Source organism: Nocardia sp. NPDC041819 (assembly GCF_055590505.1).
Window position 1 is genome coordinate 837,856 of record NZ_JBVJAP010000001.1, and the last position, 26,930, is coordinate 864,785.

At 69.2% G+C, this 26,930-nt stretch carries 22 protein-coding genes and 4 tRNA genes; 20 read left to right on the plus strand and 6 right to left on the minus strand.

Going from position 1 to position 26,930, the window contains the following annotated elements:
• The first annotated feature begins 10 nt into the window (after positions 1 to 10).
• A complete protein-coding gene (locus ACZ6DL_RS04005) occupies positions 11 to 1,570 on the plus strand; it encodes a flavin-containing monooxygenase (protein WP_466048844.1) in 1,560 nt (519 codons plus the stop codon).
• Positions 1,571 to 2,047: 477 nt separating this feature from the next.
• Positions 2,048 to 3,019: a LysR family transcriptional regulator gene (locus ACZ6DL_RS04010; protein WP_393228887.1), complete on the plus strand. Its 972-nt coding sequence runs from the start codon at positions 2,048 to 2,050 to the stop codon at positions 3,017 to 3,019.
• Here the strand turns inward: ACZ6DL_RS04010 and ACZ6DL_RS04015 are convergent.
• The gene (locus ACZ6DL_RS04015; RefSeq protein WP_466048845.1) at positions 2,986 to 4,014 is read right to left on the minus strand and encodes a hypothetical protein; all 1,029 of its coding nucleotides are present in this window, start codon (positions 4,012 to 4,014) and stop codon (positions 2,986 to 2,988) included. The two genes, ACZ6DL_RS04010 and ACZ6DL_RS04015, sit on opposite strands and share 34 nt — an antisense overlap.
• A 547-nt stretch (positions 4,015 to 4,561) precedes the next feature.
• Here ACZ6DL_RS04015 and ACZ6DL_RS04020 point away from each other — a divergent pair.
• Positions 4,562 to 5,506 carry a hypothetical protein gene (locus ACZ6DL_RS04020; protein WP_245549002.1) on the plus strand — a complete coding sequence of 315 codons (945 nt, stop codon included), beginning with the start codon at positions 4,562 to 4,564 and terminating at the stop codon, positions 5,504 to 5,506.
• On the opposite strand, the gene ACZ6DL_RS04025 is transcribed toward ACZ6DL_RS04020, so the two are convergent.
• The 4 genes from ACZ6DL_RS04025 to ACZ6DL_RS04040 all read right to left on the minus strand — a co-directional run bounded on the left by ACZ6DL_RS04025 (position 5,472) and on the right by ACZ6DL_RS04040 (position 7,170).
• Positions 5,472 to 6,701 carry a sigma factor-like helix-turn-helix DNA-binding protein gene (locus tag ACZ6DL_RS04025; protein WP_466048847.1) on the minus strand — a complete coding sequence of 410 codons (1,230 nt, stop codon included), beginning with the start codon at positions 6,699 to 6,701 and terminating at the stop codon, positions 5,472 to 5,474. The genes ACZ6DL_RS04020 and ACZ6DL_RS04025 overlap by 35 nt on opposite strands.
• A 206-nt stretch (positions 6,702 to 6,907) precedes the next feature.
• Positions 6,908 to 6,982 (minus strand) — tRNA-Val (locus tag ACZ6DL_RS04030).
• A gap of 1 nt (position 6,983) precedes the next feature.
• Positions 6,984 to 7,054, minus strand: a tRNA-Cys gene (locus ACZ6DL_RS04035).
• A gap of 43 nt (positions 7,055 to 7,097) precedes the next feature.
• Positions 7,098 to 7,170: transfer RNA gene (locus ACZ6DL_RS04040), tRNA-Gly, on the minus strand.
• A gap of 371 nt (positions 7,171 to 7,541) precedes the next feature.
• Here ACZ6DL_RS04040 and ACZ6DL_RS04045 point away from each other — a divergent pair.
• The 15 genes from ACZ6DL_RS04045 (at position 7,542) to ACZ6DL_RS04115 (ending at position 24,375) form a co-directional block, all read left to right on the plus strand.
• A tRNA-Val gene (locus ACZ6DL_RS04045) sits at positions 7,542 to 7,613 on the plus strand.
• 341 nt (positions 7,614 to 7,954) lie between these two features.
• Positions 7,955 to 10,183 carry a SulP family inorganic anion transporter gene (locus ACZ6DL_RS04050; RefSeq protein WP_466048848.1) on the plus strand — a complete coding sequence of 743 codons (2,229 nt, stop codon included), beginning with the start codon at positions 7,955 to 7,957 and terminating at the stop codon, positions 10,181 to 10,183.
• Positions 10,184 to 10,426: 243 nt separating this feature from the next.
• Positions 10,427 to 12,676, plus strand: a complete 2,250-nt coding sequence (locus tag ACZ6DL_RS04055) for a solute carrier family 23 protein (protein WP_466048850.1) — start codon at positions 10,427 to 10,429, stop codon at positions 12,674 to 12,676.
• Between the two features lie 79 nt (positions 12,677 to 12,755).
• On the plus strand, positions 12,756 to 13,211 hold the full coding sequence (locus tag ACZ6DL_RS04060; protein WP_466049559.1) for a TIGR02611 family protein: 456 nt from the start codon (positions 12,756 to 12,758) through the stop codon (positions 13,209 to 13,211).
• Positions 13,208 to 13,822 (plus strand): (2Fe-2S)-binding protein, encoded by a 615-nt coding sequence (locus tag ACZ6DL_RS04065; protein WP_466048851.1) that lies wholly within the window; start codon positions 13,208 to 13,210, stop codon positions 13,820 to 13,822. The genes ACZ6DL_RS04060 and ACZ6DL_RS04065 overlap by 4 nt, the downstream gene beginning before the upstream one ends.
• A 178-nt stretch (positions 13,823 to 14,000) precedes the next feature.
• Positions 14,001 to 16,052: a threonine--tRNA ligase gene (gene thrS, locus ACZ6DL_RS04070; RefSeq protein ID WP_466048852.1), complete on the plus strand. Its 2,052-nt coding sequence runs from the start codon at positions 14,001 to 14,003 to the stop codon at positions 16,050 to 16,052.
• Positions 16,049 to 16,648 carry an ATP adenylyltransferase gene (locus ACZ6DL_RS04075; protein ID WP_466048854.1) on the plus strand — a complete coding sequence of 200 codons (600 nt, stop codon included), beginning with the start codon at positions 16,049 to 16,051 and terminating at the stop codon, positions 16,646 to 16,648. The genes thrS and ACZ6DL_RS04075 overlap by 4 nt, the downstream gene beginning before the upstream one ends.
• Before the next feature lie 25 nt (positions 16,649 to 16,673).
• Positions 16,674 to 17,369: a phosphatidylinositol phosphate synthase gene (gene pgsA / locus ACZ6DL_RS04080; protein WP_063050104.1), complete on the plus strand. Its 696-nt coding sequence runs from the start codon at positions 16,674 to 16,676 to the stop codon at positions 17,367 to 17,369.
• An 88-nt stretch (positions 17,370 to 17,457) separates the two neighbouring features.
• Positions 17,458 to 18,426 carry a phosphatidylinositol mannoside acyltransferase gene (locus tag ACZ6DL_RS04085; protein WP_466048855.1) on the plus strand — a complete coding sequence of 323 codons (969 nt, stop codon included), beginning with the start codon at positions 17,458 to 17,460 and terminating at the stop codon, positions 18,424 to 18,426.
• On the plus strand, positions 18,423 to 19,547 hold the full coding sequence (locus ACZ6DL_RS04090) for a glycosyltransferase family 4 protein (protein ID WP_357032549.1): 1,125 nt from the start codon (positions 18,423 to 18,425) through the stop codon (positions 19,545 to 19,547). The genes ACZ6DL_RS04085 and ACZ6DL_RS04090 overlap by 4 nt, the downstream gene beginning before the upstream one ends.
• A complete protein-coding gene (locus ACZ6DL_RS04095; protein ID WP_466049560.1) occupies positions 19,547 to 20,590 on the plus strand; it encodes an NUDIX hydrolase in 1,044 nt (347 codons plus the stop codon). Before ACZ6DL_RS04090 ends, ACZ6DL_RS04095 begins: the two co-directional genes overlap by 1 nt.
• 422 nt (positions 20,591 to 21,012) lie before the next feature.
• The gene (pdxS, locus tag ACZ6DL_RS04100) at positions 21,013 to 21,933 is read left to right on the plus strand and encodes a pyridoxal 5'-phosphate synthase lyase subunit PdxS (protein WP_357032546.1); all 921 of its coding nucleotides are present in this window, start codon (positions 21,013 to 21,015) and stop codon (positions 21,931 to 21,933) included.
• A gap of 24 nt (positions 21,934 to 21,957) precedes the next feature.
• The gene (locus ACZ6DL_RS04105) at positions 21,958 to 22,842 is read left to right on the plus strand and encodes a LysR family transcriptional regulator (RefSeq protein WP_466048857.1); all 885 of its coding nucleotides are present in this window, start codon (positions 21,958 to 21,960) and stop codon (positions 22,840 to 22,842) included.
• A gap of 162 nt (positions 22,843 to 23,004) precedes the next feature.
• Positions 23,005 to 23,499 (plus strand): WKL family lipoprotein, encoded by a 495-nt coding sequence (locus tag ACZ6DL_RS04110; RefSeq protein ID WP_063050099.1) that lies wholly within the window; start codon positions 23,005 to 23,007, stop codon positions 23,497 to 23,499.
• Between the two features lie 141 nt (positions 23,500 to 23,640).
• Positions 23,641 to 24,375 (plus strand): SDR family oxidoreductase, encoded by a 735-nt coding sequence (locus tag ACZ6DL_RS04115; protein WP_466048859.1) that lies wholly within the window; start codon positions 23,641 to 23,643, stop codon positions 24,373 to 24,375.
• A gap of 216 nt (positions 24,376 to 24,591) precedes the next feature.
• Here ACZ6DL_RS04115 and ACZ6DL_RS04120 read toward each other — a convergent pair whose 3' ends face one another.
• Positions 24,592 to 25,218: a nucleoside/nucleotide kinase family protein gene (locus tag ACZ6DL_RS04120; protein ID WP_466048860.1), complete on the minus strand. Its 627-nt coding sequence runs from the start codon at positions 25,216 to 25,218 to the stop codon at positions 24,592 to 24,594.
• Between the two features lie 106 nt (positions 25,219 to 25,324).
• Here ACZ6DL_RS04120 and ACZ6DL_RS04125 point away from each other — a divergent pair, with 106 nt between their 5' ends.
• On the plus strand, positions 25,325 to 26,146 hold the full coding sequence (locus ACZ6DL_RS04125) for an acyl-CoA thioesterase (protein ID WP_466048861.1): 822 nt from the start codon (positions 25,325 to 25,327) through the stop codon (positions 26,144 to 26,146).
• A gap of 79 nt (positions 26,147 to 26,225) precedes the next feature.
• The gene (gene pdxT, locus ACZ6DL_RS04130) at positions 26,226 to 26,876 is read left to right on the plus strand and encodes a pyridoxal 5'-phosphate synthase glutaminase subunit PdxT (protein WP_466048863.1); all 651 of its coding nucleotides are present in this window, start codon (positions 26,226 to 26,228) and stop codon (positions 26,874 to 26,876) included.
• Positions 26,877 to 26,930 lie beyond the last annotated feature (54 nt).

Here is a 26,930-nt window from a genome sequence, read left to right on the forward strand (position 1 = left end):
TCTCCTGCGCATGACAAGCGGAAGCCGCATCGGGATCGTCGGTGCGGGTATCGCAGGTCTCGCCTGCGCGAAAGTGCTGAAACAGGAGGGTTTTCCGGTCGAGATTTTCGACCGCGCACCCGATATCGGTGGCGTGTGGAGCGCGACCCGGCGATACCCGGGACTGCAAACGCAGAACTCCAAGGACACGTATCACTTCTCCGACTTCCCCATGCCCGCCGACTACCCGCGCGTCCTCGACGGGCCGCACATGCAGGCCTATCTGGCCGCCTACGCCGAGCACTTCGGGCTGACCGAGCACCTGCGGTTGCGCACCGATGTGGTGGCCGCCGATCCGGTGGACAGCGGCTGGTTGCTGGAAATTCGCGACGAGAGCGGAATTCATCGGGCTTCGTGCGACCACCTGGTGATCGCCAACGGCATCTTCAGCGACCCGGCGATGCCGGAGTATCGCGGCGCGGACTGGTTCCGCGCGGCGGGCGGTCGCCTGTGCCACTCCTCGGAGTTCACCGATTTGGAGTCGGTGCGCGGCAAGTCGGTCGTCGTGGTTGGTTACGGCAAGTCCGCCTGCGACATCGCCACCGCGGTCAGCGAGGTCGCTGCCTCCACCTCGGTGGTGGCCCGGCGGCTGCTGTGGAAGATGCCGCGCAAGCTGGCCCGGGTGATCGACTACGAACGGCTGATGCTGACTCGCTTCGGTGAGGCGCACTTCCATTACCTGCGACCGCGCTGGATGGACCGGTTCCTGGACGGACCAGGGGAATCGGTGCGAATCAGCAACTTCGACCTGATCCAGGAGCTGGTCACCAAGCACTCCCACCTGCGCGAACTCGGTCTGGTGCCCGGCGGGCGGTTCGAGGAGATCGCCGACAGCACCGTCAGCCTGGTGAGCGAGGGCTTCTACGAGCAGGTGGCCAACGGGCGCATCACGGTGCACCGGGACACGACGATCACCGAGATGGGCGGCGGTCCGAAGGCGGCGCCGGGGATCCGGCTGTCCACCGGGCAGGTGCTGCAGGCCGATGTCGTGATCTGCGCGACCGGGTTCCAGCAGCGCGTGCCCTTCCTCACGCCGTATATCCAGCGCAGGCTCACCGACGAGCACGGTAACTTCCGCCTGCACCGTCAGATCCTGCCGCTCGAGGTCCCCAACCTGACCTTCGCCGGCTACAACTCGTCGGTCATCAGCACGCTGAACGCCGAGGTCGCCGCGCACTGGACCGCCGCGCTGCTCACGGGCGGGCTCGATCTGCCGCCCGCCGAGAAACTCGACGAGCAGATCGACGCCCGCCTGCGCTGGATGGAGGAACGTACGCCCGGCCACCACGCACACGGCACGGCGGTCGTCCCGTTCTCCATCCAGAATATCGACGAGATGCTCGGCGACCTGAAGTTCCGTCTGCCCCTGCACACGCGTCTGGCGCAGGTGTTCCGCCGGATCAAGCCGGAGTCCTACCGGGGACTGGCCACCCGCCGCAAGCCGGGTCGGGGACCGGTGGCACCGCCGACCACCCCGATCGAGGCGGAACTGCTTCCCTACGAGGGCGGCGGCGGCCGGGTCGGCCGCTAGGCCTCCGTTGCCCCGGCCAGGCGGCGATCCGCCCTGTGATGGGGTATGTGGCGCGGGAGTGATCCGGCGCGCCGGTTCCGGTTCTCTCGTGCGACGCGGTAGGCGGCGGGCAGATCGGCGCCCCACGCGAAGCGACTGCTCCGGTCGCCGGTCAGCGGAGGGGTGTGTGCGCACAATTGCATCGACTGCCGAACTCGGGCGTCGCCCGACGAAATCGTGCCGGGGCGTCCGGCAAGTTGCGGGGCTCGGTGCGAACAGCCGTTTCCGACGTCGTCGCCCAAGCGGCCCATAGCCGACGTGCGTAGTGCATATCCGGAGGTCATCGGGCATATGAACACGAGGGAGGGCGTTATGGCGTGTTCGATCGTGGACGATTCGACCGACGACTGTCCGGAGTTGCCGCCGGTGTGCGACTCGCCCCCGCTTGTCGCCCGCGCAATACCGGGGCCCGCTGTTTGCGTTGGCGATAATCCAAGGGTGGAAGCGCTGGACATGAATCTCCTCGTGGCCCTCGACGCACTGCTGGACACCCATAGCGTCACCCTGGCCGCGCAGCGCCTACACACCTCGCCGCCCGCGATGAGCCGGACGCTGGCCAGATTGCGCGGCGTGCTCGGCGACCCGTTGCTCGTACGCGCGGGTCGCAACCTGGTGCCGACACCACGGGCACTGGAATTGCGCTACGAGGTCAGCACGCTGGTCGAACAGGGACGCGCGCTGCTGACACCGCGCGACGACCTCGACCCCGCGGCGCTGCGCCGGACGTTCGCCGTGCAGGCGGGCGACATGGTGCTCACCGAACTGGCGGGGCCCCTGCTGTCGGCCGTGCGCGCCCAGGCGCCGGGCGTCACACTGCGCTTTCTGTCCGACACCCTGGAGGGCACCGCCGCGTTGCGCGACGGACGTGTCGATCTCGAAGTCGGAGTGATCGACCACACCGACCCGGAGACCACCGTGCGCAGAGTGCTCACCGACCGCGTGATCGGGGTCGCCGCCGCCGACCATCCCCTGGTCACCGATCGCGTCACCGTCGCCGCGTACGCCGCCGCACCGCATCTGAGCATTTCGCGCAACGGCCGGTCGCACGGCCCGATCGACGACCGTCTCGCCCTGCACGGCCGCACCCGGCGAGTGGTCGCCACCGTGCCGACATTGACCAGCGCGCTGTTCGCGGTGCGCGGTACCGACCTGGTCTGCTCCGCGCCCGCCATGCTGAGCGCCGCCACGTTACCGGCGATCGGATTGGGCGCGTTCGAGATACCGCTGCCGCTGCCGGAGGCCGCGATCGGGATGGCGTGGCATCCGCGCAACACCGCCGACGGAGGGCATCGCTGGCTGCGCGATCTCGTCCAGGAGATCCTGCTGCGTTCGGCGGGCGCGGCGCGTCCGCCGAAGCGGCGGCGCGTCAGAGTGGCTCAGGACACCGGCGGCGGGCTGGAGAGCCGATAGTCGGCCGGCCTGCGCTGCGCTTCGGTGCGCTCGGAGGGATAGCCGTTCGACGTCGAGTCGAACAGGTCGGAGCGTCCCAGCGGGGCCGCGGCCGTGCGCTTGAGCTCGTCCAGCATGGCTTGCAGCTTGTCCACGTGGGTGTTCTCGACCGCTGTCCGGTCGTCCTCACCGGCGCGGTGCGCACCGGTGAGTCCGGTGCCCGGTGTCGCCCCGTTCTCCGATCCGCTGTGCTGCGTGCTCGGGGTGGACGCGACGATGCTCTCGTACGCGGCGTTCTCGGTGGGGGAGTAGGAGGCCGTCGAGGTGGCGGGCTCGCGCGTCTCCCGCTGACCGGTACTCGGATCGCGCGGTGCCGGCGGGGTGAAAGTCGACACGGGTTCCCGCGGTGTCGGCGTGGTGAAAGCGGGCTCACGCGAGGGCGGGGCGGTGAAGTTCGACGCCGGCTCGCGGGGTGCGGTGAAGCTCTGGCCGGAGGAGACGTTCGGATCCAGCGCGGTGAGTGTGGGCTCGCGCGGCGGTGTGAAACCCGTCTGCGCGGCGGAATTCGGCTCGGGCGCCGCGTGCACCGGCTCCCTGGGTGTGCTCTGCGGTCGCGCGCCGTTGCGGGAAACGGGCGCTTCGCCGGCATCGCTCTTTCGCGCCGCGGGTTCGGCGCCGCCGTGCTCCGCCTTGCGTGGGTTCGCCCGTCCGGCGGCCGCCCGGGGAAGCGAGCCTGCCGGGCGCTGCGCCGCCGTCCGATCCTCCGGAGCCGGGTCGTCGCCGGATTCCAGGAGCTGCACCCTGGCGTCGAGAACCGAGATATCCTGTGCGGCACGGAAAGCCCACGCCTCGAGTTTGGCCAACCGCCCCTCGGCGGTCGGTTCGCTCACCACGGTCTGCGCGCCATCGATCCGGGCCGCCACCGCGTCCAGCTTCTCGCTGACCTCTCGGAGAGCCGACGCGATACTCGACAACATCGCGCCGATCGACTCGCCGGTCTGCTGACCGTGCTCCATCCAGTACCTACTTCCCCGTATCGGCCCAGCTCGCACTCGGCCGGACGATTCTATCCGCCCAGTTGGACATCCGCGGCTCGCGAAGTATCGGCGGCGCACCGATCCATGACCTGATCGAAGCAGCCTAGGCCCCCGGAATTACCCCCCTGCAGGCGGATTACGCGGCGACCCGGTTTGTCCGGAAACCGGCCGACGCATCTGATCGGTCATTATCCGCCTGATCCGCGCCCTCCGCGACTCCGCGCTCCGGCCCTCCGCGGTGAGCTGCGTTACGCGGGCCGCGAGTTCGCCCGGATGCCGGGCGGCCGGCGCGTCATGGGATGGCGGCAACTGTCAATTCGCCGATACCGGACTGCCCGGGTGCGGGCCCGTGGCATGATGAAAATCCTTGTGCCACAGAAGCAACGCCAATTCCGCTGATCGGTCACCTGCGCGGCACACCCGAGCGCGGGGTGAACGGGGCTGGCGAGGTAGCCGAGTCTGACGCACTCTTGATCTATGGCGTAGGTCGCCGGGCCTGCGGTGGTTTGTGCAGGGGAGTGGTCGCGTGAGAACGAAGCAGCGGGCGGAGATCGCCTGCGGGCGCCGGGCGATGCTCGCCGAGTTGGGTATCGGAGAGGCTTCCGGCCGTACGCGTGGGTCGAAGGCAGGTTACGCTTGCGGGTGCCCGGAATGCGCCGCCGCCCAGTGGGATATGCGGCGGCTCAAGTACTGGTTGTGCGGCAGGCTGCTCGCCTACGGGGCCGACGAAGCCGAGGTGGATCGGCGCATCGGCACATTGCCGGTGGACGTGTACTGGCGCAAGGGCGACCGGGTGTACGCGATCGAGGTGCGCAGCGGCCCGCTGGAGCGGGGCCTCGCCCAGGAGCACACCGAGCGGCTGCGCGCCGCCGGCTGCACGGATGTGCTGTGGCTGTGCCCGCCCGGCTACTGGGTACCGTATCTGCACGCCCTCGGCATCGCCGACTTCGCGCCCGCCGCCTGTGATTACCGCGCGGTCACCGGTGTCCTGGACACCGAGCACGCCATGGCGGCGCCGCGGCGGGAGCCGGTCGAACTGCGCGAGTTCATCGCGGGCTGGGTACGCGGCGAGTACGTCTGGGGTTATCGGGACGAGAGGACAGGAGGCTGGGCCACCGTGACCGACTGGGAATACCACACGAAGACGCAGGCCATGGTCATCGCCCGGCAGCGCCAGGAACTGGTCAACCAGCGCACGGCGCTGGCGGTGACTCGCAAATCATTGCGCGACAGGCAGAAACACCTGCTGAAGCTGACGACGCGACTGGAACGCGCGGAGCTGGCCGCCCAGAAACAGGCCGACGCCCTCGCCACCGCCCAGCGCACGATCGCCGATCACGATCGACTCGACAAGGCGTTGCGCAACACGATCGCCAATCTCGAGGTGACCATCGGCCGCTGGCAGCTGATCACGATCTGCGCGATGCTGCTGATCGTCACGTTCCTGGCGGCGGCGATGGTGGTGCGCTGAGCCGGAAGGGCGCCCGCTCCCACCGCCATTCGTGGCGCAGCACCAGCGCGAGGAAGTCCAGCAGTTCCAGGCCGCTCCTCGCACGCACCTCGCGGAGCGCGGCCCAGTGCACGGTGCCGCGCTCGACGAGGTCGCGCAGCATCCGCTCGCTGGTGGCGTCGACGGGGCGTGCGCGCAGATCGGGAACGCCGATACGGCTGCCGGTCCAGACCAGCCAGCCCCAGCCGTTGGCGTGCGCGTGTGCTCGACCGGCGGCGGCCTTCACCCGGTTGACGTGGAAGCCGACGTGCCCGAGCGCGGCGACGTCGATCAAGACCGTGCGGCCGTCGGTGAGCCGGGCGACGATGCTGGGATAGTGCACCCGTTCCGCGCCGTCGAGGTCGTAGACGACCGCCGCGGGTTGCTCCTGAAAAGTCTCGACCAGATCGCTGGCATTGAGGATCCAGAGCAGCCTGGCCTCCAAACCGGAGTCGAACGGCACGTCGCGACCGACCTTGTCCAGGTAGAAGCGCCCGCGGCCGTCGTCGTCGCTGTCCACGGTGCGCGCGGAGACGGTGGGGACCGCGGCCGCGGCGCCTGCGCGAGGCCAATCGACTTGGCTCAACCAAGGATTCAGTTGGCTCGTCGCCCGCGGTTGGGCATCGTGCAGCTTCGCCAGGCGCCGATTGGTCTTCTTCTGCCAGGCGGCGATGCGCTGAGTGACGAACCCGGCGATCCGCTTGGCGTCCTCGGCCGCGTGCCCGGCCAGCCGCAGCTTCAGGTACGACAGCTCGGTCGCGGCGATGTCGGTGTCGGTCGCGTACGTCTCCACCAGGAGCGCGCGCACCAGCTGCCGGTCCCTGGCGTCGAGCGGATAGCGCGCGGACAGGACCGCGGCGGCCTGATGGCCGGACAGTTGCGCCATCCGGATCATCTGCCCGACCGCTTTGGTGTGCAGTTGCCGCACCCGATCGCGGGAAAGGTCGTAGCGGGCGCCGATCCGGGCCAGCGTCTCCGGTTTCTCCCCACCCACCCCGAGCCGAGCCGTCAGCAGGTCACCGTCCTTGGCCCTGTGGTCGGCGCGCAAAGCGATCAACTCGCCGAGCACCTCGTTGACCTCTTCGAGTTCGAACGAGATGTCATCTCGCAGATCGAGCGATTCGGGATCGTCGTCGTCCGGCGCCGCTCCTTGCGCGACCTCCGCACTGATCGTCACGCGACAACCCCCTGACTAGGCTCCGGCACTGTGCGCCACAGCGTATCCCCACCCACCGACACCGGACCCCAGCCGCGAGCAGTCGCAAAGATATGCTCACCACCACGATCAGCACCAACATGGGTATGACTGCGACCCCAAGGCGCGTTCGGCGGGCACAAACGAGAACAGACCCGGTGGAAACCGGGTCTGATCTGGTGAGACGGTGGTGCGCGATACTGGGATTGAACCAGTGACCTCTTCCGTGTCAGGGAAGCGCTCTCCCGCTGAGCTAATCGCGCGAGGTGGAGACGGGAATCGAACCCGTGTGCACGGCTTTGCAGGCCGTTGCCTCACCACTCGGCCACTCCACCGCGCAAAGGGGGACGGCGTTATGTTGCCTGGCCCTACCTCTCGAGCGGATGACGGGATTCGAACCCGCGACCCTCACCTTGGCAAGGTGATGCGCTACCAGCTGCGCTACATCCGCATTCTGCCTCCCCGGGGCTCGTTTCCGGCCTCCGTGGTGCGAGACAGAACATTAGCGGACGCTCGGTGAAAGGTACAAATCCGCTGGTAGAACGGCGGAAATCCAGAAGTTGAATGGTGTGACGCCGGTGGCGGGTGTGGTGGATGAGGGAGGGGAGGCTCCGGTCGTCGCTTCCGGCGGTGCGGACGTCGAGCCGGCGACCGGTCGCGACCGCATAGAGGCGAAGCGTTCGGCTGGGCAGGGAGGGCTACCAGGGAGTGGAGGTTCCGCCGAGCCGTCCCTGTCCGGATGGCGATTTGGTGAACCGCCGGTGGCGCGTGCTAATGTTTCGTCTCGTCCGGAGGGCACCCCGAGCCGCCGGAAAAATATCAGGTCTCATAGCTCAGCGGGAGAGCGTCCGCCTCACACGCGGAAGGTCGCTGGTTCGATCCCAGCTGGGACCACTTCGATATGCGAGACCGGTGCACCCGCTGCCCGGTCTTCTTTCTTTTCCGCGCCAGGTGTGCCCACTGGGTCGGCGCGCGGGCATGTCCCCTCGGGCGCTCGGCCTCGGAACCAGCCTCTGTTGCGCTGTGACCTGAGTCACATTATGGTAGCGGTTGCCGTCATCGCGACCGGAAACCTTTTCACAGGCTTTGGGAAGTCTTTACTATTGTCGCGACCGCCGTGTCAGGGGTCGTGCTCCACCGACGGGGACGGCCCGAGCTTCGCCCGCCGCTCGCCTTCGATGCCAAGAACATGTTTGACCGATGAACCGGGACCACCACCCGGCGAAGGAGAAAATATGTCCACCGACACCGATTCCGCACCCCGGACGTCGCCGCACGCGCACATGGCCGATCGGCTGACCCGGATCGCCCGGAACGATCTACCCGCTTCGATCGTGGTTTTCCTTGTCGCCCTTCCTCTTTCGCTCGGCGTGGCGGTGGCCGCAGGCGCTCCGGTCGCCGCGGGCCTGATCGCGGCCGTGGTCGGCGGAGTGGTGGCGGGGCTCCTCGGCGGTTCCTCGATCCAGGTCAGCGGGCCCACCGCGAGCCTCACCGTGGTCGTCGCCGAGAGCGTGCACCATTTCGGCTGGGCCGCAACGTGCTTCATCACCGTCGGCGCGGGCGTGCTGCAGATACTCTTCGGGCTGAGCCGGGTCGCGCGCGCCGCGCTGGCCATCGCCCCGGTGGTCGTGCACGGCATGCTGGCGGGCATCGGTGTGGTGATCGCGCTGCAACAGGTGCACGTACTGCTCGGCGGGAACTCGCTGAGTTCGTCGTTCGCCGCGCTGGCCGCCCTACCGCAACAGTTGACGTCGGTGCGTACGGGCGACCTGTGCGTCGGGCTCGTCGTGATCGTCATCCTGATCGCCTGGCGATTCGTGCCGCCGCGGGTGCGCCTGATCCCCGGACCGCTCGTCGCCGTGGTCACCGCCACGCTGCTGGCGCTCGTCCTGCCCACGCACGTCGAGCGGGTCGTGCTGAACGGCTCGTTGCTGGACTCCCTGGGCCTGCCCGCCGTCCCCTCCGGCGGCACGACCGCCGTCATCACGACGATGGTGACGATCGCGCTCATCGCCAGCGTCGAGAGCCTGCTGTCGGCCGTCGCGGTGGACAAGATGCGGCCGGGCCACCGCACCGACTTCGACCGGGAGCTGATCGGGCAGGGGTCGGCGAACGTCGTGTCCGGCCTGCTCGGCGGCCTGCCGATCGCGGCCGTCATCGTGCGCAGCATCACCAACGCGAACGCGGGCGCCCGCAGCCGGGCGTCGACCGTGCTGCACGGAGTCTGGATCCTGCTGTTCGCGGTGGCGCTGGCCGGGCTCGTACGGCAGATCCCGACCGCCGCGCTGGCCGGACTGCTCATCTTCGTGGGCGCGCAACTGATCAAACTCGCGCATATCCGGCTGGCCAAGCGAGCGGGCGAGATGTACGTGTACCTGGCGACGGTGCTGGGCGTGGTTTTCCTGAATCTGTTGCAGGGCATGGTGATCGGTCTGGTGCTCGCGTTCGCGCTGCTGCTGTGGCGGGTGGTGCGCGTGACGATCGTGGCGGCCCCCGTCCCCGGCTCGCGACGGTGGGTGGTCAGCATCGATGGCACGTGCACCTTCTTGGCCTTGCCGAAGCTGACCGCGGAACTGGCGAAGGTTCCGGCGGGCGCGGACGTGACCGTCGAGATGACCGTCGATTTCCTGGACCATGCCACGCACGAGTTCCTCACCGAATGGGCTCGTGAGCGTGAATCCGGTGCCGCGACGGTGGAATTCGCCGAACTGGGCAGCGCGCGGATGGCCACCGCCTTGGCCGGACCTCCCGAGCGCAGGCACGTGCGCCAGGTCATCGACCAGGTGATCGGGCCGTGGCGGCGCTCGGGCAACGGGGAGGACCGCATCGCGGCGGGCATCGCCGCCTATCACCGCGGCCACGCCCACGTGCTGCGCCCGCATCTGGACAAGCTGCGCCATCGGCACGACGCCGACTCGTTCTTCCTGACCTGCGCGGACGCGCGGATCGTGCCGAACGTCATCACGAACAGCGGACCGGGCGACCTGTTCACCGTGCGCAACGTGGGCAACCTGGTGCCGGTGCGCGGTGGGGACGTCTCGGTGGAGGCGGCCCTGATCTACGCGTTGGAGCGGCTGGACGTGCGCGCGGTCGTGGTATGCGGTCATTCCGGCTGCGGTGCGATGGAGGCGCTGCACCGCGAGGTACGTGCCGGGACCGGTCTCGGCGACTGGCTCGCGCATGCGCGCCCGAGCCTGGAGCGCTACCGGCTGGGGCATCCGGTAGCCGCCGCCGCGGCCGTCGCGGGGTTCGGCGAGGTGGATCAGCTGGGCATGGTGAACGTCGCGGTGCAGCTGGAGACGCTGCACGCGCACCCGGTCGTGCGCCGGGGGATCGAGGAGCGGGGCGTAGCGGTGTCGGGGTTGTTCTTCGATCTCGCCACGGCCCGCGTGATCGAGGTCATGGTCGACGGCATCGCGGAGTTCGGCGACCAGGAGAGGCGGATCGCTGCGGAGCCGGTCTGACCAGGCGATGTGCGGTGCGTCACGGTGATAACGACGAGAGGACAGTGGGGAACTACACACAATCGGCGAACTTCTCAGGCTTTGCTAAGTCTTTACCAATACACTTGTCCGTGTTTACATCTCGACTCATCGCTGTGTCGGGACTGCTTCACCGCGAGATGCCGGTTCGCGGTCTTGTGCCCTGCTGGACATGTTGATCGTCAACCGACCTCGGCGAATCAGCCGAGTCGGCGAAGGAGAGTCATGGCTATCGATCACGATTTAGCCCCGCCACCGTCCGTACCCGCACCGGCGGACCCGGGCCGCAGTTCCGGACCACTGTCTGACCGCTTCACCGAGATCCTCCGCCACGATGTACCCGCCTCGATCGTGGTTTTCCTTGTCGCGCTACCACTTTCGCTGGGAATCGCGATCGCCTCCGGAGCCCCCGTCGCCGCCGGGCTCATCGCCGCCGTGATCGGCGGTATCGTCGCCGGAACGCTCGGCGGGTCGGTCCTGCAGGTGAGCGGCCCCGCCGCGGGCCTCACCGTGGTCGTCGCCGAGACGATCAATCAATTCGGCTGGCGCACCACGTGTTTCATCGTCTTCGCAGCCGGTGTGCTGCAGATCCTGCTCGGGCTCAGCCGGGTGGCCAGAGCGGCGCTCGCCGTGGCGCCCGTGGTGGTGCACGCGATGCTCGCCGGTATCGGCATCACGATCGCCCTGCAGCAGATCCATGTGCTGCTCGGCGGTTCCTCGCACAGTTCGGCTTGGCGCAACATCACCGAGCTGCCCGGGCAGCTGTTGTCCCTGCACGGCGGCGGCGCGCTGATCGGCGCGGTGGTGATCGCCATCATGCTCGGCTGGAAATACCTGCCCGCCAGGGTGCGCGTGGTGCCGGGCCCATTGGTCGCGGTGCTCGTGGGCACGGCGTTGTCGCTGGTGTTGCCGCTGAATGCCGAGCGCATCGTGCTCAACGGCTCGCTGTTCGACGCCATCGGCCTGCCCGCGCTGCCCAGCGGCGATTGGTCGGGTCTGGCTCTGGCCGTCCTCACCATCGCCCTGATCGCCAGCGTGGAGAGCCTGCTGTCCGCGGTGGCCGTGGACAAGATGCACTCGCGCAAGCGCACCGACTTCGATCGGGAGCTGATCGGCCAGGGTTCGGCGAATGTGCTGTCCGGCCTGCTCGGCGGACTGCCGGTCACCGGCGTGATCGTGCGGAGCGCCACCAACGTGCAGGCGGGAGCGCACAGCCGCGCCTCCGCGATCCTGCACGGCGTCTGGCTGCTGGTGTTCTCCGTGGCGCTGGTGTCCGTGGTGGAGCAGATCCCGAAGGCCGCGCTGGCCGGTCTGCTCATCGTGATCGGCACCCAGCTGGTCAAGCTGGCCCACATCAAACTGGCCCGGCGCACCGGTGACCTGCTGGTCTACGCCGTGACGGTGCTCGGTGTGGTGTTCCTGAACCTGCTGGAGGGCGTGCTGATCGGCCTCGGCCTGGCCTTCGGGCTGCTGCTGTGGCGGGTCGTCCGGGTGGCGGTCAGGGCCGAGCAGGTCCCCGGTACGCAGCGCTGGCTCTTCGCCATCGACGGCTCGGCCACCTTCCTCGCATTGCCGAAGCTGTCGGCACAGTTCGCGAAGATCCCCCCGGGAGCCGACGTCACGGTGGAGATGACCGTCGACTTCCTCGATCACGCGGCGTTCGAGGCCATCGAGGAGTTCGCCCGCCAGCAGGTGAACAGCGGAGGCAGCGTCGATTTCGTGGAGATCGGCGGAGCCAGGATGGTCCACGCGGGCGCGCAACCGCCCGCGCGGAGCTTCGCGCGCTCGGTCTGGGACGACATCCTCGGCCCCTGGCGACGCGACGAACGGCACGAGAATCCGGTCGCGGCCGGCGTCGCGGCCTACCACCGCAGCCACGCGCACGTGGTCCGGCCGCACCTGGACGAGCTGCGCGACAAGCAGGACCCGGATTCGTTCTTCCTGACCTGCTCGGACTCGCGGATCGTGCCGAACATCATCACCAACAGCGGACCGGGCGACCTGTTCACCGTGCGCAACGTGGGCAACCTCGCGCCCGCCGAGGGTGACGCTTCGGTCGAGGCGGCACTGGTGTTCGCGCTCGAGCAGTTGAACGTCCGCTCGATCGTGGTCTGCGGGCATTCGTCCTGTGGCGCGATGAAGGCGCTGCACACCGGCGCCGAGGTACCCGGTGTGGACGCCTGGCTCGCGCATGCGCGCCCGAGCCTGGAGCGATACCGCGGGGGCCATCCGGTGGCGGCCGCGGCGCAGGAGGCCGGTTTCGGCGAGGTCGATCAGCTGGCCATGGTGAACGTCGCGGTGCAGCTCGAGTTGCTGCACCGGCACCCGGCGGTGCGCAAGGCGATCGCCGAGCGCGGCGTCACGGTGTCGGGCCTGTTCTTCGACATCGCCAGTGCCCGGGTCGTCGAGGTGACCGAGAACGGCATCGCGCACATCGATGACGCGGGCCATCAGCACACTCCCGAACTCGTGTGATCGACGGGGATGGGTGATCCCGCCCGGGCGCGCCGCCCGGGCGGGATCGCTGTATCCGGCCGTCGAGAACGAATTGGGCATGCCGGATCGCTCGTACCCTGGGAACGTGACCGCAGACCTGGAAACGAGCTCCGACGATCCGACCCGCTGGCGCGCCTTCCGCGCCGGCCTCGAACGACGGCCTAAGCTCTACCTCGTCTACCGGATCGTCGTCGCGGTCGTCGGTGTCGCCGTGCTCGCGGTCGGCGTGCTCGCGATCCCCTATCCCGGTCCCGGCTGGGCGATCGTGTTCGCCGGGCTCGGCATCCTCGCCACCGAATTCGCTTGGGCGCGTAGCGCGTTGTCCTGGTTACGGGACCGGTACCGGCAATTGATGGACTGGTACCGCAAGCAGGGCCGGGCCGTGCAGGCCGTCGGGGCGATCGGCACCGCCGCGTTGGTCGTGGCGACGCTGTGGATATTGGGAACCTTCGGGCTCGTGGGTAGTTGGATCGGAGTCGAATGGGAATGGCTGCGCAGCCCCCTGCAACGGTGACCACCGTTCCGGGGCGCATGCTCACCCAACCGGAATGGCTGGCCGCACGCATCGCGGAGATGGGCCATTCCTGGGGGACAACCTCGCCGCGCATCGCGGGCACGCTGTGGTGGTGCATGGTCGCCTCCGCTCTGGTGGAGCAACTCGCGCGGGCCTACGCGGACGACGAGGACGCCCCCGTCCCCGCGCTGGACCGGCTGGAGTGCGAGGTGCGCCCGGACGGTGGCGTCGAGCGGGTGCGTGTGCGGGCGCAGGATGTTCCCTCCGCCGGCGGAACGACGGCGCTGCGCGACACGCTCGGCGTCGTGATCCCGCCGGTCGCCGAGGTCTCTGGCGCGGGAGTCCCCGCGCTGTGGGCGATCGCCGCCGACGCGATCGGCAACCGCGCGCTGGACGCCGGTTCGCCGGAAGCGGGGGCGCGGCTGGCGGCCGACATCGCGGGCAAACTCCCGGTGCCGCGGTTCGTGGAGATCGGCGGACGCACCTTCGTCCGGCGCATTTCCTGCTGCTTGGTGTTCGAGGTGCCGGGTTGCCAGATGTGCACCAGCTGCCCGAAGCGGCCCGCGGCCGAACGGACCGCACTGCTCGCGGACCTGGCCGCCGAAAACTGAGCAGAGCAACCTGCGCGAGGCGCAAGTGGTTTCCGGCGCCACCCGGCCGGTACGGCCAAAGGCCCGAAGCGGCAGGACAGCGGCGGGACAGTAGCATGGTCGCGCCGGACGAACTCGCGATCGGCCACCATCCAGCGGGCCTCCGCCCGCACACGAGAACGCCAAGGAGAGCGCAGCCGTGACCACCTCAGCCCCCATCAGCCCAGTCACCCTCGTCCGGGTGCCGGGCGGGACGACGGCGGGCGCCGCGGTGCGCGAGGCGGGCCTGCCGACCAAGGGGCCGGAGACCGTCGTGGTCGTCCGGGTGGACGGCGAGCTCAAGGACCTCTCCTGGACCCCGGCCGACGACGTGGACGTGGAGCCGGTCGCGGCGAACACCGCCGAGGGCCGCAACGTCATCCGGCACTCCGCCGCGCATGTGCTCGCCCAGGCCGTGCAGCAGGAGTTCCCCGAGGCCAAGCTGGGCATCGGTCCCTACATCAAGGACGGGTTCTACTACGACTTCCGCGTCGAACGGCCGTTCACCCCGGAGGATCTGGCCAAGCTGGAATCCCGGATGAAGAAGATCGTCAAAGGCGCGCAGCGGTTCTCCCGCCGGGTGGTCGAGATCGAGGACGCCAGGGTCGAACTGGCCGGCGAGCCGTTCAAACTGGAATTGATCAGCGACAAGTCCGGCATCGACGATCCGGAGGTCATGGAGGTCGGCGGCAAAGAGCTGACCATCTACGACAACCTGGATCCGCGCACCGGCGAGCGGATCTGGGGCGACCTGTGCCGCGGTCCGCACATTCCGACCACGAAGTTCATCCCGGCCTTCAAGCTGACCCGCAGTTCGGCCGCCTACTGGCGCGGCGACCAGAGCCGCGAGGACCTGCAGCGCATCTACGGCACCGCGTGGGAATCGCAGGAGGCGCTCGACGAGCACCTGCACCTGCTCGCCGAGGCCGAGCGCCGCGACCACCGCAAGCTCGGCCTGGAGCTGGACCTGTTCAGCTTCCCCGACGAACTCGGCTCCGGCCTTCCGGTGTTCCACCCCAAGGGCGGGATCATCCGCAAGGAGCTGGAGGAGTACTCGCGCCGCAGGCACGTGGCGGCGGGCTACGAGTTCGTCAACACCCCGCACATCACCAAGGGCCACCTGTTCGAGGTCTCCGGCCACCTGGACTGGTACCGCGACGGCATGTTCCCGGCCATGCATTTGGACGCCGAACTCAACGAGGACGGCACCGTCCGCAAGCCCGGCCAGGACTATTACGTCAAGCCGATGAACTGCCCGATGCACAACCTGATCTTCCGCGCGCGCGGCCGGTCGTACCGGGAGCTGCCGCTGCGGCTGTTCGAGTTCGGCTCGGTCTACCGCTACGAGAAGTCCGGCGTGGTGCACGGCCTGACCCGGGTGCGCGGCATGACGCAGGACGACGCGCACATCTACTGCACCAAAGAGCAGATGCACAGCGAACTGACCGACACGCTGCGGTTCGTGCTGGATCTGCTGAAGGACTACGGCCTCGACGACTTCTACCTCGAGCTGTCCACCAAGGACCCGAAGAAGTTCGTCGGTTCCGACGAGATCTGGGAGGAGGCCACCGAGACCTTGTCCAAGGTCGCCTCCGCCTCCGGCCTGGAGTTGGTGCCCGATCCGGGCGGCGCCGCCTTCTACGGCCCCAAGATCTCGGTGCAGGCCAAGGACGCGCTGGGCCGCACCTGGCAGATGTCGACCATCCAGCTGGACTTCAACCTGCCCGAGCGCTTCGACCTGGAATACACCGCCTCCGACGGCACCAAGCAGCGGCCGGTCATGATCCACCGCGCGTTGTTCGGCTCGATCGAGCGCTTCTTCGGTGTGCTCACCGAGCACTACGCGGGCGCGTTCCCGGCCTGGCTCTCGCCGGTGCAGGTCGTCGGCATCCCGGTCGCCGAAACCTTTGCCTCGCATCTGGATCGGGTGATCGAACGGTTGCAGGACGAGGGCATCCGGGCACAGGTGGATCGCAGCGACGACCGGATGCAGAAGAAGATCTTCAACAACACCGCGCAGAAGGTGCCCTTCATGCTGCTGGCCGGTGAGCGCGACGTGACCGCGAACGCCGTGAGCTTCCGCTTCCGCGACGGCACCCAGGTCAACGGCGTACCGGTCGACGACGCGGTGGCCACCATCGTCGCGTGGATCGCCAACCGGGAGAACGCGTCGCCGACGGCCGACGGTTTCGAGATCAAGGGCACGGCATGACCGAGCGGACGGCGCCGGACGGGCTCGCGGATCTGGACGCAACCGCGACCCCGGACGAGCCGGGCAGCATCGTGGACAGCGGCGCGGGCGAACCGGATCGGCTGCTGCGGCTGTGGACGCCGTATCGCATGTCCTACATCGCGGAGGCGGCCACCGGGCCGAAGGATTCGACCGGCCATCCCTTCACCGACATCCCGAAGATGTCCGATGAGGACGGACTGGTCGTCGCGCGAGGTGAACTGGTGTACGCCGTGCTCAACCTGTACCCGTACAACCCGGGGCACATGATGGTCGTGCCGTACCGCAAGGTGGCCAACCTGGAGGACCTCACCGAGGCGGAGAGCGCCGAACTGATGGCCTTCACCCAGCAGGCGATCCGGGTGATGAAGAAGGTGTCCCGGCCGCACGGGTTCAACGTCGGACTCAATCTGGGCGGGGTGGCCGGTGGGTCGCTGGCCGACCACCTGCACCAGCACATCGTGCCGCGCTGGGGCGGCGACGCGAACTTCATCACCGTCATCGGCGGGGCGAAGGTGATGCCGCAACTGCTGCGGGAGACCAGGGCGCTGCTGTCGGCGGCCTGGAAGGAGGCCTAGAGATGAGCGACCGGGTGGATCGGCCGTGCTGAGCTTCTTCGGCCGCGAGACGTTCGCCAAGGCGACGGCTCCGCTGGGCCGGGCGCTGGTCGGCACGGGACTCACGCCCGACGCCGTGACGCTGATCGGCACCACCGCCTCCATCGTCGCCGCGGTCACGCTGTTCCCCACCGGACACCTGTTCTGGGGAACCATGGTGATCTGGTTGTTCGTCATGTTCGACATGCTCGACGGGGCGATGGCCAGGGCGCGCGGCGGCGGCACGAAATACGGCGCGGTGCTGGACGCCACCTGTGACCGGCTGGCCGACGGCGCCATCTTCGCCGGGCTGGCCTGGTGGGCGGTCTTCCACGAACAGCACAAGCCGCTGTTCGCCGCGACGCTCGTCGTCCTGGTGACCTCGCAGGTGATCTCCTATGCCAAGGCGCGCGCGGAGGCCAGCGGGCTGTCCGCGGACGGCGGCATCATCGAGCGGCCGGACCGGCTGATCATCGTGCTGGTGGGCGCCGGATTCACCGGCATCGCCGGCTACTGGGGGATCGAGTGGCTCACCTACGCCGTGCACGCGGCCATGTGGATCCTCGCCGTGCTCAGCATCGTCACCGTCGTTCAGCGGGTGCTGGCCGTGCGCAACTCGCCGGGGGCGCGCACCGTGATTCCGGCCGGGCGGCCGCAGAGCCCGAGCGCGGGAACCGCCGACACCCCGGGACTTCCGTCGTGATCTCCCGCCGTGCGGGACGCCGGCCGATCGGCGACGGCGTCCGGGCATTCGCGACGATGGACTACGAACCTGTGGTGGGGGAGCGCGGATGACGATAGCGGAGCAACTCGGCGCCGCCGGATATGTGGCGGGCTGGCGGCTGGTGCGTGCGTTGCCGGAGTCGACGGCGCGGCGCCTGTTCGAGTGGGGCGGGGACCGGGTCGCCCGTCGCGCCAATCGGGAGTTCCACGCCGGCGGCGCGCCGAACCAGTTGCGGCGCAACCTGGCGCGCGTGCTCGGCGTACTGCCCGCCGACGTGCCGGACGAGCTGATCAGCGCCAGCATGCGGTCGTACGCGCGGTATTGGCGGGAAGCATTCCGACTGCCCGGGATGGATCATGCCGCGATCGACTACTTCGTCGCGGGGCTGCAATACCTGGACGCCGCACTCGAGCGGGGCCGAGGCGTGATTTTCGTGCTGCCACATTCCGGCAATTGGGACATGGCGGGCGTCTGGCTGGTGCAGCACTACGGCGGCTTATCCACCGTGACCGAGCGGTTGAAGCCGGAATCGCTGTTCGAGCGGTTCGTGGCCTACCGGGAGAGCCTGGGCTTCGAAGTGTTCCCGCTGACCGGTGGCGCGCAACCGCCGTTCGCCCAGTTGGCGGCCCGCCTGCGGCAGAACAGGATCGTGTGCCTGATGGGCGAACGCGACCTCACCGGCAAAGGCGTTCCGGTCCAGTTCTTCGGTGAGCGCACCTGGATGCCGGCGGGCTCGGCGAAACTGGCCATCGAGACCGGCGCGGCGCTGCTGCCGGTGCACGCGTGGTTCGAGGTCGAGGCCGACGGCCGCGAGAACTGGGGCCTGAAGGTCGAGGCGCCGGTAGACGTTTCCGGTGGCGTAGCCGCGGCCACGCAGGCGCTGGCGGATCGCTTCGCGGCGAATATCGCCGAGCATCCCGCGGACTGGCACATGCTGCAACCATTGTGGGAGAGCGACCTCTCGCCCCGGCGGCGCGCGATGATCGACACCGCACAGGCGAGCCTCGGGGCCGAGCAGGGAGACGTATCGCCATGAAGATCGGCATGGTCTGCCCCTATTCGTTCGACGTCCCCGGTGGGGTGCAGGCACATGTGGTCGAGCTGGCGCGGGTGTTCATCGAGCGGGGGCACAAGGTGAGCGTGCTCGCGCCCGCGTCGGAGGACACCCCGCTGCCGGAGTTCGTGGTGTCGGCGGGCCGGGCGGTGGCCATCCCGTACAACGGGTCGGTGGCCAGGCTGTCGTTCGGGCCCATGGCCTACACCAGGATTCGCCGGTGGATCGACGGCAACGACTTCGACGTCCTGCACATCCACGAACCGAACGCGCCGAGCCTGTCCATGCTCGCGTTGAAGATCGCCGAGGGCCCGATCGTCGCGACCTTCCACACCTCGACGACGAAGTCCTTGGTGCTGAGCACTTTCCAGGGCGTGCTGCGGCCGTATCACGAGAAGATCTCCGGCCGTATCGCGGTCTCCGAACTGGCGCGCCGCTGGCAGGTCGAGGCGCTGGGCTCGGACGCGGTGGAGATTCCCAACGGGGTCGACGTCCCGGCGTTCGCCCGCGCGCCGATGCTGCCCGGCTATCCGCGCTCCGGCGGCACGGTGCTGTTCCTGGGACGCTACGACGAGCCACGCAAGGGCATGGAGGTACTGCTCGGCGCGCTGCCCGATCTGGTGCGCAGGCATCCCGACGTCGAGATCCTGATCGTCGGCCGGGGCGACGAGGACCGGTTGCGCCGCGAAGCGGGCAAGCTGGCGGGCCACCTGCGCTTCCTCGGTCAGGTGTCCGACGAGGAGAAGGCTTCGGCGATGCGCAGCGCGGACGTGTACGTGGCGCCCAACCTGGGCGGGGAGAGCTTCGGCATCATCCTCATCGAGGCGATGGCGGCAGGCACCGCGGTGGTGGCCAGTGAGCTGGACGCCTTCCGCCGGGTACTGCGGGACGGTACCGCGGGCATGCTGGTCCCGATCGGCGACTCGGCGGCCTTGGCCGCCGCGCTGCACACCGTGCTCACCGACGAGGTGCGCAGAGAGGCCCTGGTGCGCACCGCGACACAGGTGGTCGGCGAGTACGACTGGCCGGTGGTGGCCGAACAGATCCTGCGCGTCTACGAGACGGTGACCGTCGGCGACACCCGAGTGCGAGCCGCCGGATGATCACGTTCTCCGCCACGACCGTTCTCGTCCTCGCGCTGATCGCGGCGATCGTCGTCGCGATCGGTCTGTGGGCGTACTCCACCGCCAACCGGCTCGACCGGCTGCACGTGCGCTCCGACCAGTCCTGGCAGGCCCTGGACGCGGCGCTGGCCCGGCGGGCGGTGGTGGCCCGGTCGGTCGCCATGGCGATCGCGGGCCCGGTGTCCGATCCGGCCATGGCGGAGCAGGCCAGACAACTCTCGGCCCTGGCCGATCGGGCCGAGCGCGCCGGGCGCGGTGAACGGGAGACGGTGGAGAACCGGCTGTCCTCCGCGTTGTCGGCGGTGGACATCGGCACGCTGCGCCCGCAACTGGTCGCCGAACTGGCCGACGCCGAGGCCAGGGTGCTGATCGCCCGCCGCTTCCACAACGACGCCGTGCGCGACACGCTGGCGCTGCGCACCCGCCGTCCGGTCCGGATCCTGCACCTCGGCGGTACCGCCCCGCTGCCTTCCTACTTCGAGATCACCGAGCGCGCCACTCCCGCGGCGTCCACCGGCCTGGCGGTCGACACCATCCGCACCACGGCGCGGGTCGTACTGTTCGACGAGAACGACCGCACGTTGCTGATGCGCGGCAACGACCCGAAGACGCCGGAGGTGTCGTTCTGGTTCACCGTCGGCGGCGGTGTGGAGCCGGGGGAGAGCCTGCGCGCTGCGGCCGTGCGGGAACTGTACGAGGAGACCGGCTACCGCGCGGATCCGGCCGACCTGCGCGGCCCGATCTGGCGGCGGGTCGCGGTGTTCCCCTTCGACGGTGAGCTGATCCGGTCGGAGGAACTGTTCTTCGCGCTGCGGGCGCGTGGATTCGAACCGCACGCGGCGAATCGGACTCTGATCGAACGTCGCTCGATCACCGGGCACAAATGGTGCACCGCGGCCGATATCGTCGCGCTGGACCGCTCCGGCGAAACCGTTTACCCGTACCACCTGGACGAACTACTCGGCGGAGCCGCCGAGGCGGCATCGGGCACCGCCGACCCGGAGGTCCGCTCCATCCGCTGACCGGCCAGAACGCATGTGATGTGTTTCACGATCGTGATAGCGTCGCGATGATTCGGCGCGCCGGAGGGTACTGCTGTCAGGGACGCATGTCAGTTCGGTGTCGTGGTCCTGCCGTCGGCGGGGCTGTTCCAGCTCGGTTGTGGAGGTAGTTCGTTCATGTCGTACCTGCTGTTCGATTTCCTGTTGCCGCTGATCGGCCCCGCGGCCGCGGAGTACTGGGCGACGTTGCTGGTGGTCGGCCCGCTGTGAGCCAGCGCTCGGCAACGGCCGGGCAGCCGGGATGGCGCGCTCGCCGAGCCCTCCCGGCCCAGGGCGCATAACCGAGATCACACCAGGCCAGTGCCCTCCAACTGGCTATCAAGTGGCCTTTTGCCACCGGCTTAGAATCGTGGCGTTCGCATCCGAGCGACCGATTGGCGCACATGCTGGAGGAATTAGCCGTGACCACCCCCGAGACCACCCAGACCGTCGGCACCGCCCGCGTGAAGCGCGGCATGGCCGAGATGCTCAAGGGCGGGGTGATCATGGATGTCGTCACGCCGGAGCAGGCCAAGATCGCCGAGGACGCAGGCGCGGTCGCGGTGATGGCGCTGGAGCGAGTGCCCGCGGACATTCGTGCCCAGGGCGGTGTGTCCCGGATGAGCGACCCGGACATGATCGACGGCATCATTTCCGCGGTCTCCATTCCGGTCATGGCGAAGGCCCGTATCGGCCACTTCGTGGAGGCACAGATCCTGCAGAGCCTCGGCGTCGACTACATCGATGAGTCCGAGGTGCTCACCCCGGCCGACTATGCCAACCACATCGACAAGTGGAACTTCACCGTGCCGTTCGTCTGTGGCGCCACCAACCTCGGCGAGGCTCTGCGCCGAATCACCGAGGGCGCGGCCATGATTCGTTCCAAGGGCGAGGCGGGCACCGGTGACGTGTCCAACGCGACCACGCACATGCGGAAGATCCGGCAGGAGATCCGCCGCCTGTCGTCGCTGCCCGAGGACGAGTTGTTCGTCGCGGCCAAGGAGCTGCAGGCGCCCTACGAGCTGGTCCGTGAGATCGCCGAGACCGGGAAGCTGCCGGTCGTGCTGTTCACCGCGGGCGGCATCGCCACCCCCGCCGACGCCGCGATGATGATGCAGCTCGGCGCCGAGGGTGTGTTCGTGGGTTCGGGCATCTTCAAATCCGGCAACCCGGCCCAGCGTGCCGCCGCCATCGTCAAAGCCACCACCTTCTACGACGACCCGGACGTGCTGGCCAAGGTGTCGCGCGGTCTCGGTGAGGCCATGGTCGGCATCAACGTCGAGGACATCGCCCAGCCGCACCGCTTGGCCGAGCGCGGCTGGTGATGCCGGGCCGGTAGCGTCTGCCGCGTGGAGTTGCGGCAGCTGCGGTACTTCGTGGTCCTGGCGGAGGAGTTGCACTTCCGCCGGGCCGCGGAGCGATTGTTCATCTCGACGCCCACGCTCAGCCAGCAGATCAAGGTGCTGGAGCGGGAGCTGGGCGGCCCACTGCTGATCCGTGAGCCGCGGGTGGAGCTGACACCCGCGGGCGCGGTGCTGCTGCGCTCCGGCAAGACCGTGCTGCGCGCGATGGACGAAGCGGTCAGGCAGACCAGGCGCGCTGCCGTATCGGATGCCCCGGTGTTGCGCCTCGGGCTGCTCAACGGTGTCCCGCCTCGGCTGCCCATGCGCATCGAGCGCCTGCTCACCGCGGCGGTGCCCGGCGCCAGGATGGTGCTCACCGGCGGGACCACCGCCGATCAGGTGCGCTTCCTCGATGACGACGAGGTCGACCTCGCGCTCGTCCGCACGCCGGTCGACCTGCCCGAACGCTTCGCGCAACGAGCAGTGGCCCACGAGGAGCTGGGCGTGCTGATGTCGCAGCGGCATCCGCTCGCCGACGCGGCACTGCTCGACCCGGCCGACCTCAGCGGTCAGGAGCTGATCTTGTTCGCGCGCGAAGCCGCGGTCGGCCTGCACGATGCGCTGTTGCGCGCACTCGCCGATCACGGCGCCGGGGTGCGGCTGAGCGAGAGCGCGATGGGGCACGCGCAGATGCTCGCGGTGCTGCCAGCGCGGACCGACGTGATCGGGCTCAGCTCCTCCCGCGCGAACGGAGTGCCCGGTCTGGCCTGGCGGTCGCTGCGCGGCGCGCCCCTGGTGGTGACCTACGCGGTCGCCTGGCGCGCGGCGGCGCGCGATCCGGCCGTCGCGGCGCTGATCGCCGCCCTCGAGGGCGAATCGTCGGAGGAATAGACCGCGCGGACCGCTTCCGGTGCTAGGTTCAACTCTTACGGCGACCAGAAAGTCGCCACATGGTTCTCACAATCACGCTCAGTAGCTTCGCCATTCGATGGCCGTCCCGGCCATCTCGCGCCCTCTCACCGTCGGAACGATCCGAACGCAAAGGACGAACAGTTGAAGCTTCCCAAGACCGGACGCACCGCAGTAGCGGGCTTGGCCCTCGTGGCCGCCCTCGGCCTCGCTGCCTGCGGCAGTGACGACTCGAGCGACTCACCCACGTCGACCCGCGCCACGGCCGGCGCGTCGGCGACCGCGACCATACCCCCCGCGCCCACCGTCGACGAGCTCAACGCCCTGTTGCAGAAGGCCCTCGACCCCGCGGTGCCGAACGAGGAGAAGCTCGACTCCGTTCAGGGCATCGAAGCCGACCCCGGCCTGCCCAACCGCTTGGCCGAAGCGTTCCGGCAGGCGAACGCCACGGCCGTGGTCACCGGAGTCACCGCTTTCGGTGACAGCGTGAGCGCACAGGCCAAGTTCACCATCAACGGGCAGGAGAGCCAGGTCGACGTGCCGTTCGTCCTGGACGGCGGCAAGTGGAAGGTGCAGAAGACGTGGGCTTGCCAGGCGCTGGCCAACCTGAACCAGCAATCCCCGGCCTGCACCCCGTGACGGCCGGAGCCGCCCTCGCGCGCACGGACGGTGCTGTGCGCCGCCCCGAATCGGCCCGCGGCCCGCGGTGTTAGTTCCCGGCTAAGGCGTATTCGGCAGCGCGACATGGACACCCGGCCGTCGCGATGGTCGGGTGAAGCCATGACAGCAAGCAACACAAAACCCGAACGTGTCGTCGTCGTGGGCGGCAGCTCCGGCATGGGACTGGCGCTGGCGGCCGCGCTGATCGCCGAAGGCACGGAGGTGACCATCGCGGGCCGTTGCGCCGAACGACTCGCCGCGGCCGAGCGCGCCCTGCCCGCGGGGCCGGGCACGGTGCGCTCGGCCGTCGCGGACATCACCCGCGAAGCCGACCTCGAGCGTTTGTTCGCCGAGCTGGAGCCGGTCGATCATGTCGTCACCACCGCGGCCGACGTCACCGGCGCCTATCAGCCACTGGCCGGGTTCGACCCCGACCTGGCCTGGAATCTGCTCTCGTCCAAACTGATCGGCCCCACTCTGCTGGCCAAGCACGCGCGGGTGGTCCCCGGCGGATCGGTGACCTTCACCTCCGGCGTCGCCGCCGACCGGCCCGCACCGGGCGGCGCCATGGTGGCGGCCGTCAACGGCGCCCTCGCCTCGCTGGCCTACGCCCTGGCCCTCGAGCTCGGCCCGGTCCGCGTCAACGTGGTCTCACCCGGATGGGTCGACACCCCGATCTGGGACACCATCGCGGGGCCCGCGAAGACCGAACGTCACCGGCAGCTCGCCGCGCGCCTGCCGGTCGGGCGCATCGGCCGTCCGTCCGATATCGCGCAGGCGATGCTCGGCGTGATGCGCAATCCCTTCATCACCGGCACCGTCCTGCACGTGGACGGCGGCCACCGGTTGGTGTGAGCGGGCAGCGTTGGGCAAGTCCGGCCACGCGACGGGATCGCGTCCGGTTGTCGTGACGATCGGGCCGAGCGCGCCGACAGTGATGTCGGAGGAAGTGGACCAGCGCACCGAAGTGCGCACCGCTGAGGGGAGACCCATATGGATACCTGGTTATGCGCATCTGATTATGAGTGATCCGAACGCTCGCCGGCAGTCCGAGATCGGCGGAGACGAACGCTAGTTCGCCCGGTGCTCGTCGACTCGAAGCGCCGGACGCTCGGGATGATCCCACCGCACGAAGAAGGTCGGCGTGTAGGGGTTCTCGGCGTCGTGGCGCAGCAGAGCGGGGATGGTCCACTGCGCATCGGCCGCGGTGCGGCGGCGGAGCGCGGGTTCGGACAGGTCCAGCCGGAGGCTCAGGTCGGCGTCGAGGTGGCGTCCGGCGAGCATCGGACCCGCGAGGACGATCGTCGTCGCGGGCGGCGCCGTGCGGATTGCGGCGCGCGCGGAGCGGTCGGCGGCTTCGTCCCAGAGCGAGGGCAGCCACCGGCTGTGCCCGCGGAGCGCGTCGATCACTTCCCGGCGCAGCGCGGCGTAGTCGAACCACGCTGTGCGATAGGACATCTCGTCGGTGCGACCGAGCTCCATGCGCAGTGAAGCGGGACGTACGTAGTCGTGCAGGGAGACCACGTCGGCCGACCGGCCCGCCTCGCGTAGCGCCTCGACGATCCGCCGGGCGAGCGCCACCGGCTGGGCGGCGTCCGCGCCGTCGACCGCGATCACGGTGTGCGAGGCCGCGGTCAGGACGGGTTCGATCACCTGCGCGACGAGTCCGTCCGGAGTGATGGGCAGAAAGCGGGGCACCCGTCCATCTCAGCAAATCCCGACGGCCGGAGGAGGCGTGGGCGTTGCCGGACGTTCACCGGCGGCCGAGCGGCGACATCGTGAGCGGCCGGGATAATCTCTGCGCATGGCGACAATCGAAGAGGCGCTGGAGATAGAGCGGCTGGAGCGGGACATCTTCCGTGGCGCGTCCACCAAGACCCAGCTTCCGCGCACGTTCGGCGGCCAGGTTGCCGGCCAGGCGCTCGTGTCCGCGGTCCGGACGGTGGAACCGCGATTCCAAGTGCACTCGCTGCACGGCTACTTCCTGCGTCCGGGCAATCCGCAGGAACCGACGGTCTACCAGGTCGAGCGCATCCGGGACGGCCGGTCGTTCTGCACGCGGCGGGTGACCGGCATCCAGGACGGCGCGGCGATCTTCACCATGTCGGCGTCGTTCCATGTCGGTGACCAGGGGCCCGAGCATCAGGACGTCATGCCCGGCGTTCCGATGCCGGAGGATCTGCCCGACGCGAGCACCACGATGAGTCCGGAACGATTGTGGGCGATGCGCGAGTGGGAACACTGGGACATTCGCATGGTCCCGCCGGAGAGCGTGTCCCGCCGCGACGGCGTGGTCTCCCAGCAGCAGGTGTGGTTCCGCTACCGGCACCTGCTACCCGACGATCCGCTGGTGCACGTGTGCACCCTCGCCTACATGAGCGATATGACGCTGCTGGGTTCTTCGAAGGTCGTCCATCCCGACGAGCCGACCCAGAACGCCTCGCTCGATCACGCGATGTGGTTCCTGCGCCCGTTCCGGGCCGACGAATGGCTGCTCTACGACCAGTCCTCGCCGTCGGCGGCTTTCGGCCGGGGCCTGACCGGCGGCAAGATCTTCACCCGGGAGGGCACGCTGGTCGCGGCCGTGGTTCAGGAAGGCCTCATCCGCACGCTGCGCGAAGAGTGATCCGAGCGGTTGCGGCGATGTGCGTGTGGCAGCCGACCGTGAGCGCGCCCACATCGGCACGGCTCGTAAGCTTTCCGGCGTGAACGCTACCTCGGTCACCGCCCCCACCGCCGATACCGGACAGACGCCATCCCGTCCCGTCATCGGTGTGCTCGCGTTGCAAGGCGACGTCCGGGAGCACGTCGCCGCGCTCGCCGGCTGCGGCGCCGAGCCCGTGCTGGTCCGGCGCGGGTCGGAGCTCGCGGCGGTGGACGCGCTCGTGCTGCCCGGTGGCGAGTCGACCGCGATCAGCAAGCTGCTGGCGGCCTTCGAATTGCTGGAGCCGCTGCGCGCGCGGCTGCGCGACGGCCTGCCCGCGTTCGGTTCCTGCGCGGGCATGATCCTGCTCGCCTCGGAGGTGCTCGACACCCGCCCGGACGCCGAGCATCTGTCCGGCATCGATATGACGGTGCGGCGCAACGCGTTCGGCCGTCAGGTCGACTCGTTCGAAACCGATCTGCCGTTCGCGGGCCTGCCCGGTGGCCCCGTGCGAGCGGTGTTCATCCGAGCGCCCTGGGTCGAGCGGGCAGGCGAGGGCGTCGAGGTCTTGGCCACCGTGCCGGACGGTCCCGCCGCAGGCCGGATCGTCGCGGTGCGGCAGGGGAATGTCCTGGCGACCTCGTTCCATCCCGAGGTGACCGGCGATCTGCGGGTGCACCGGATGTTCGTGGAGATGGTCCGCTCGGCTTGACGGGCGCGCTCGGAGGGAGCCCGCGAAGACGAGTGGGTGCGAAGCCGGGGCCGG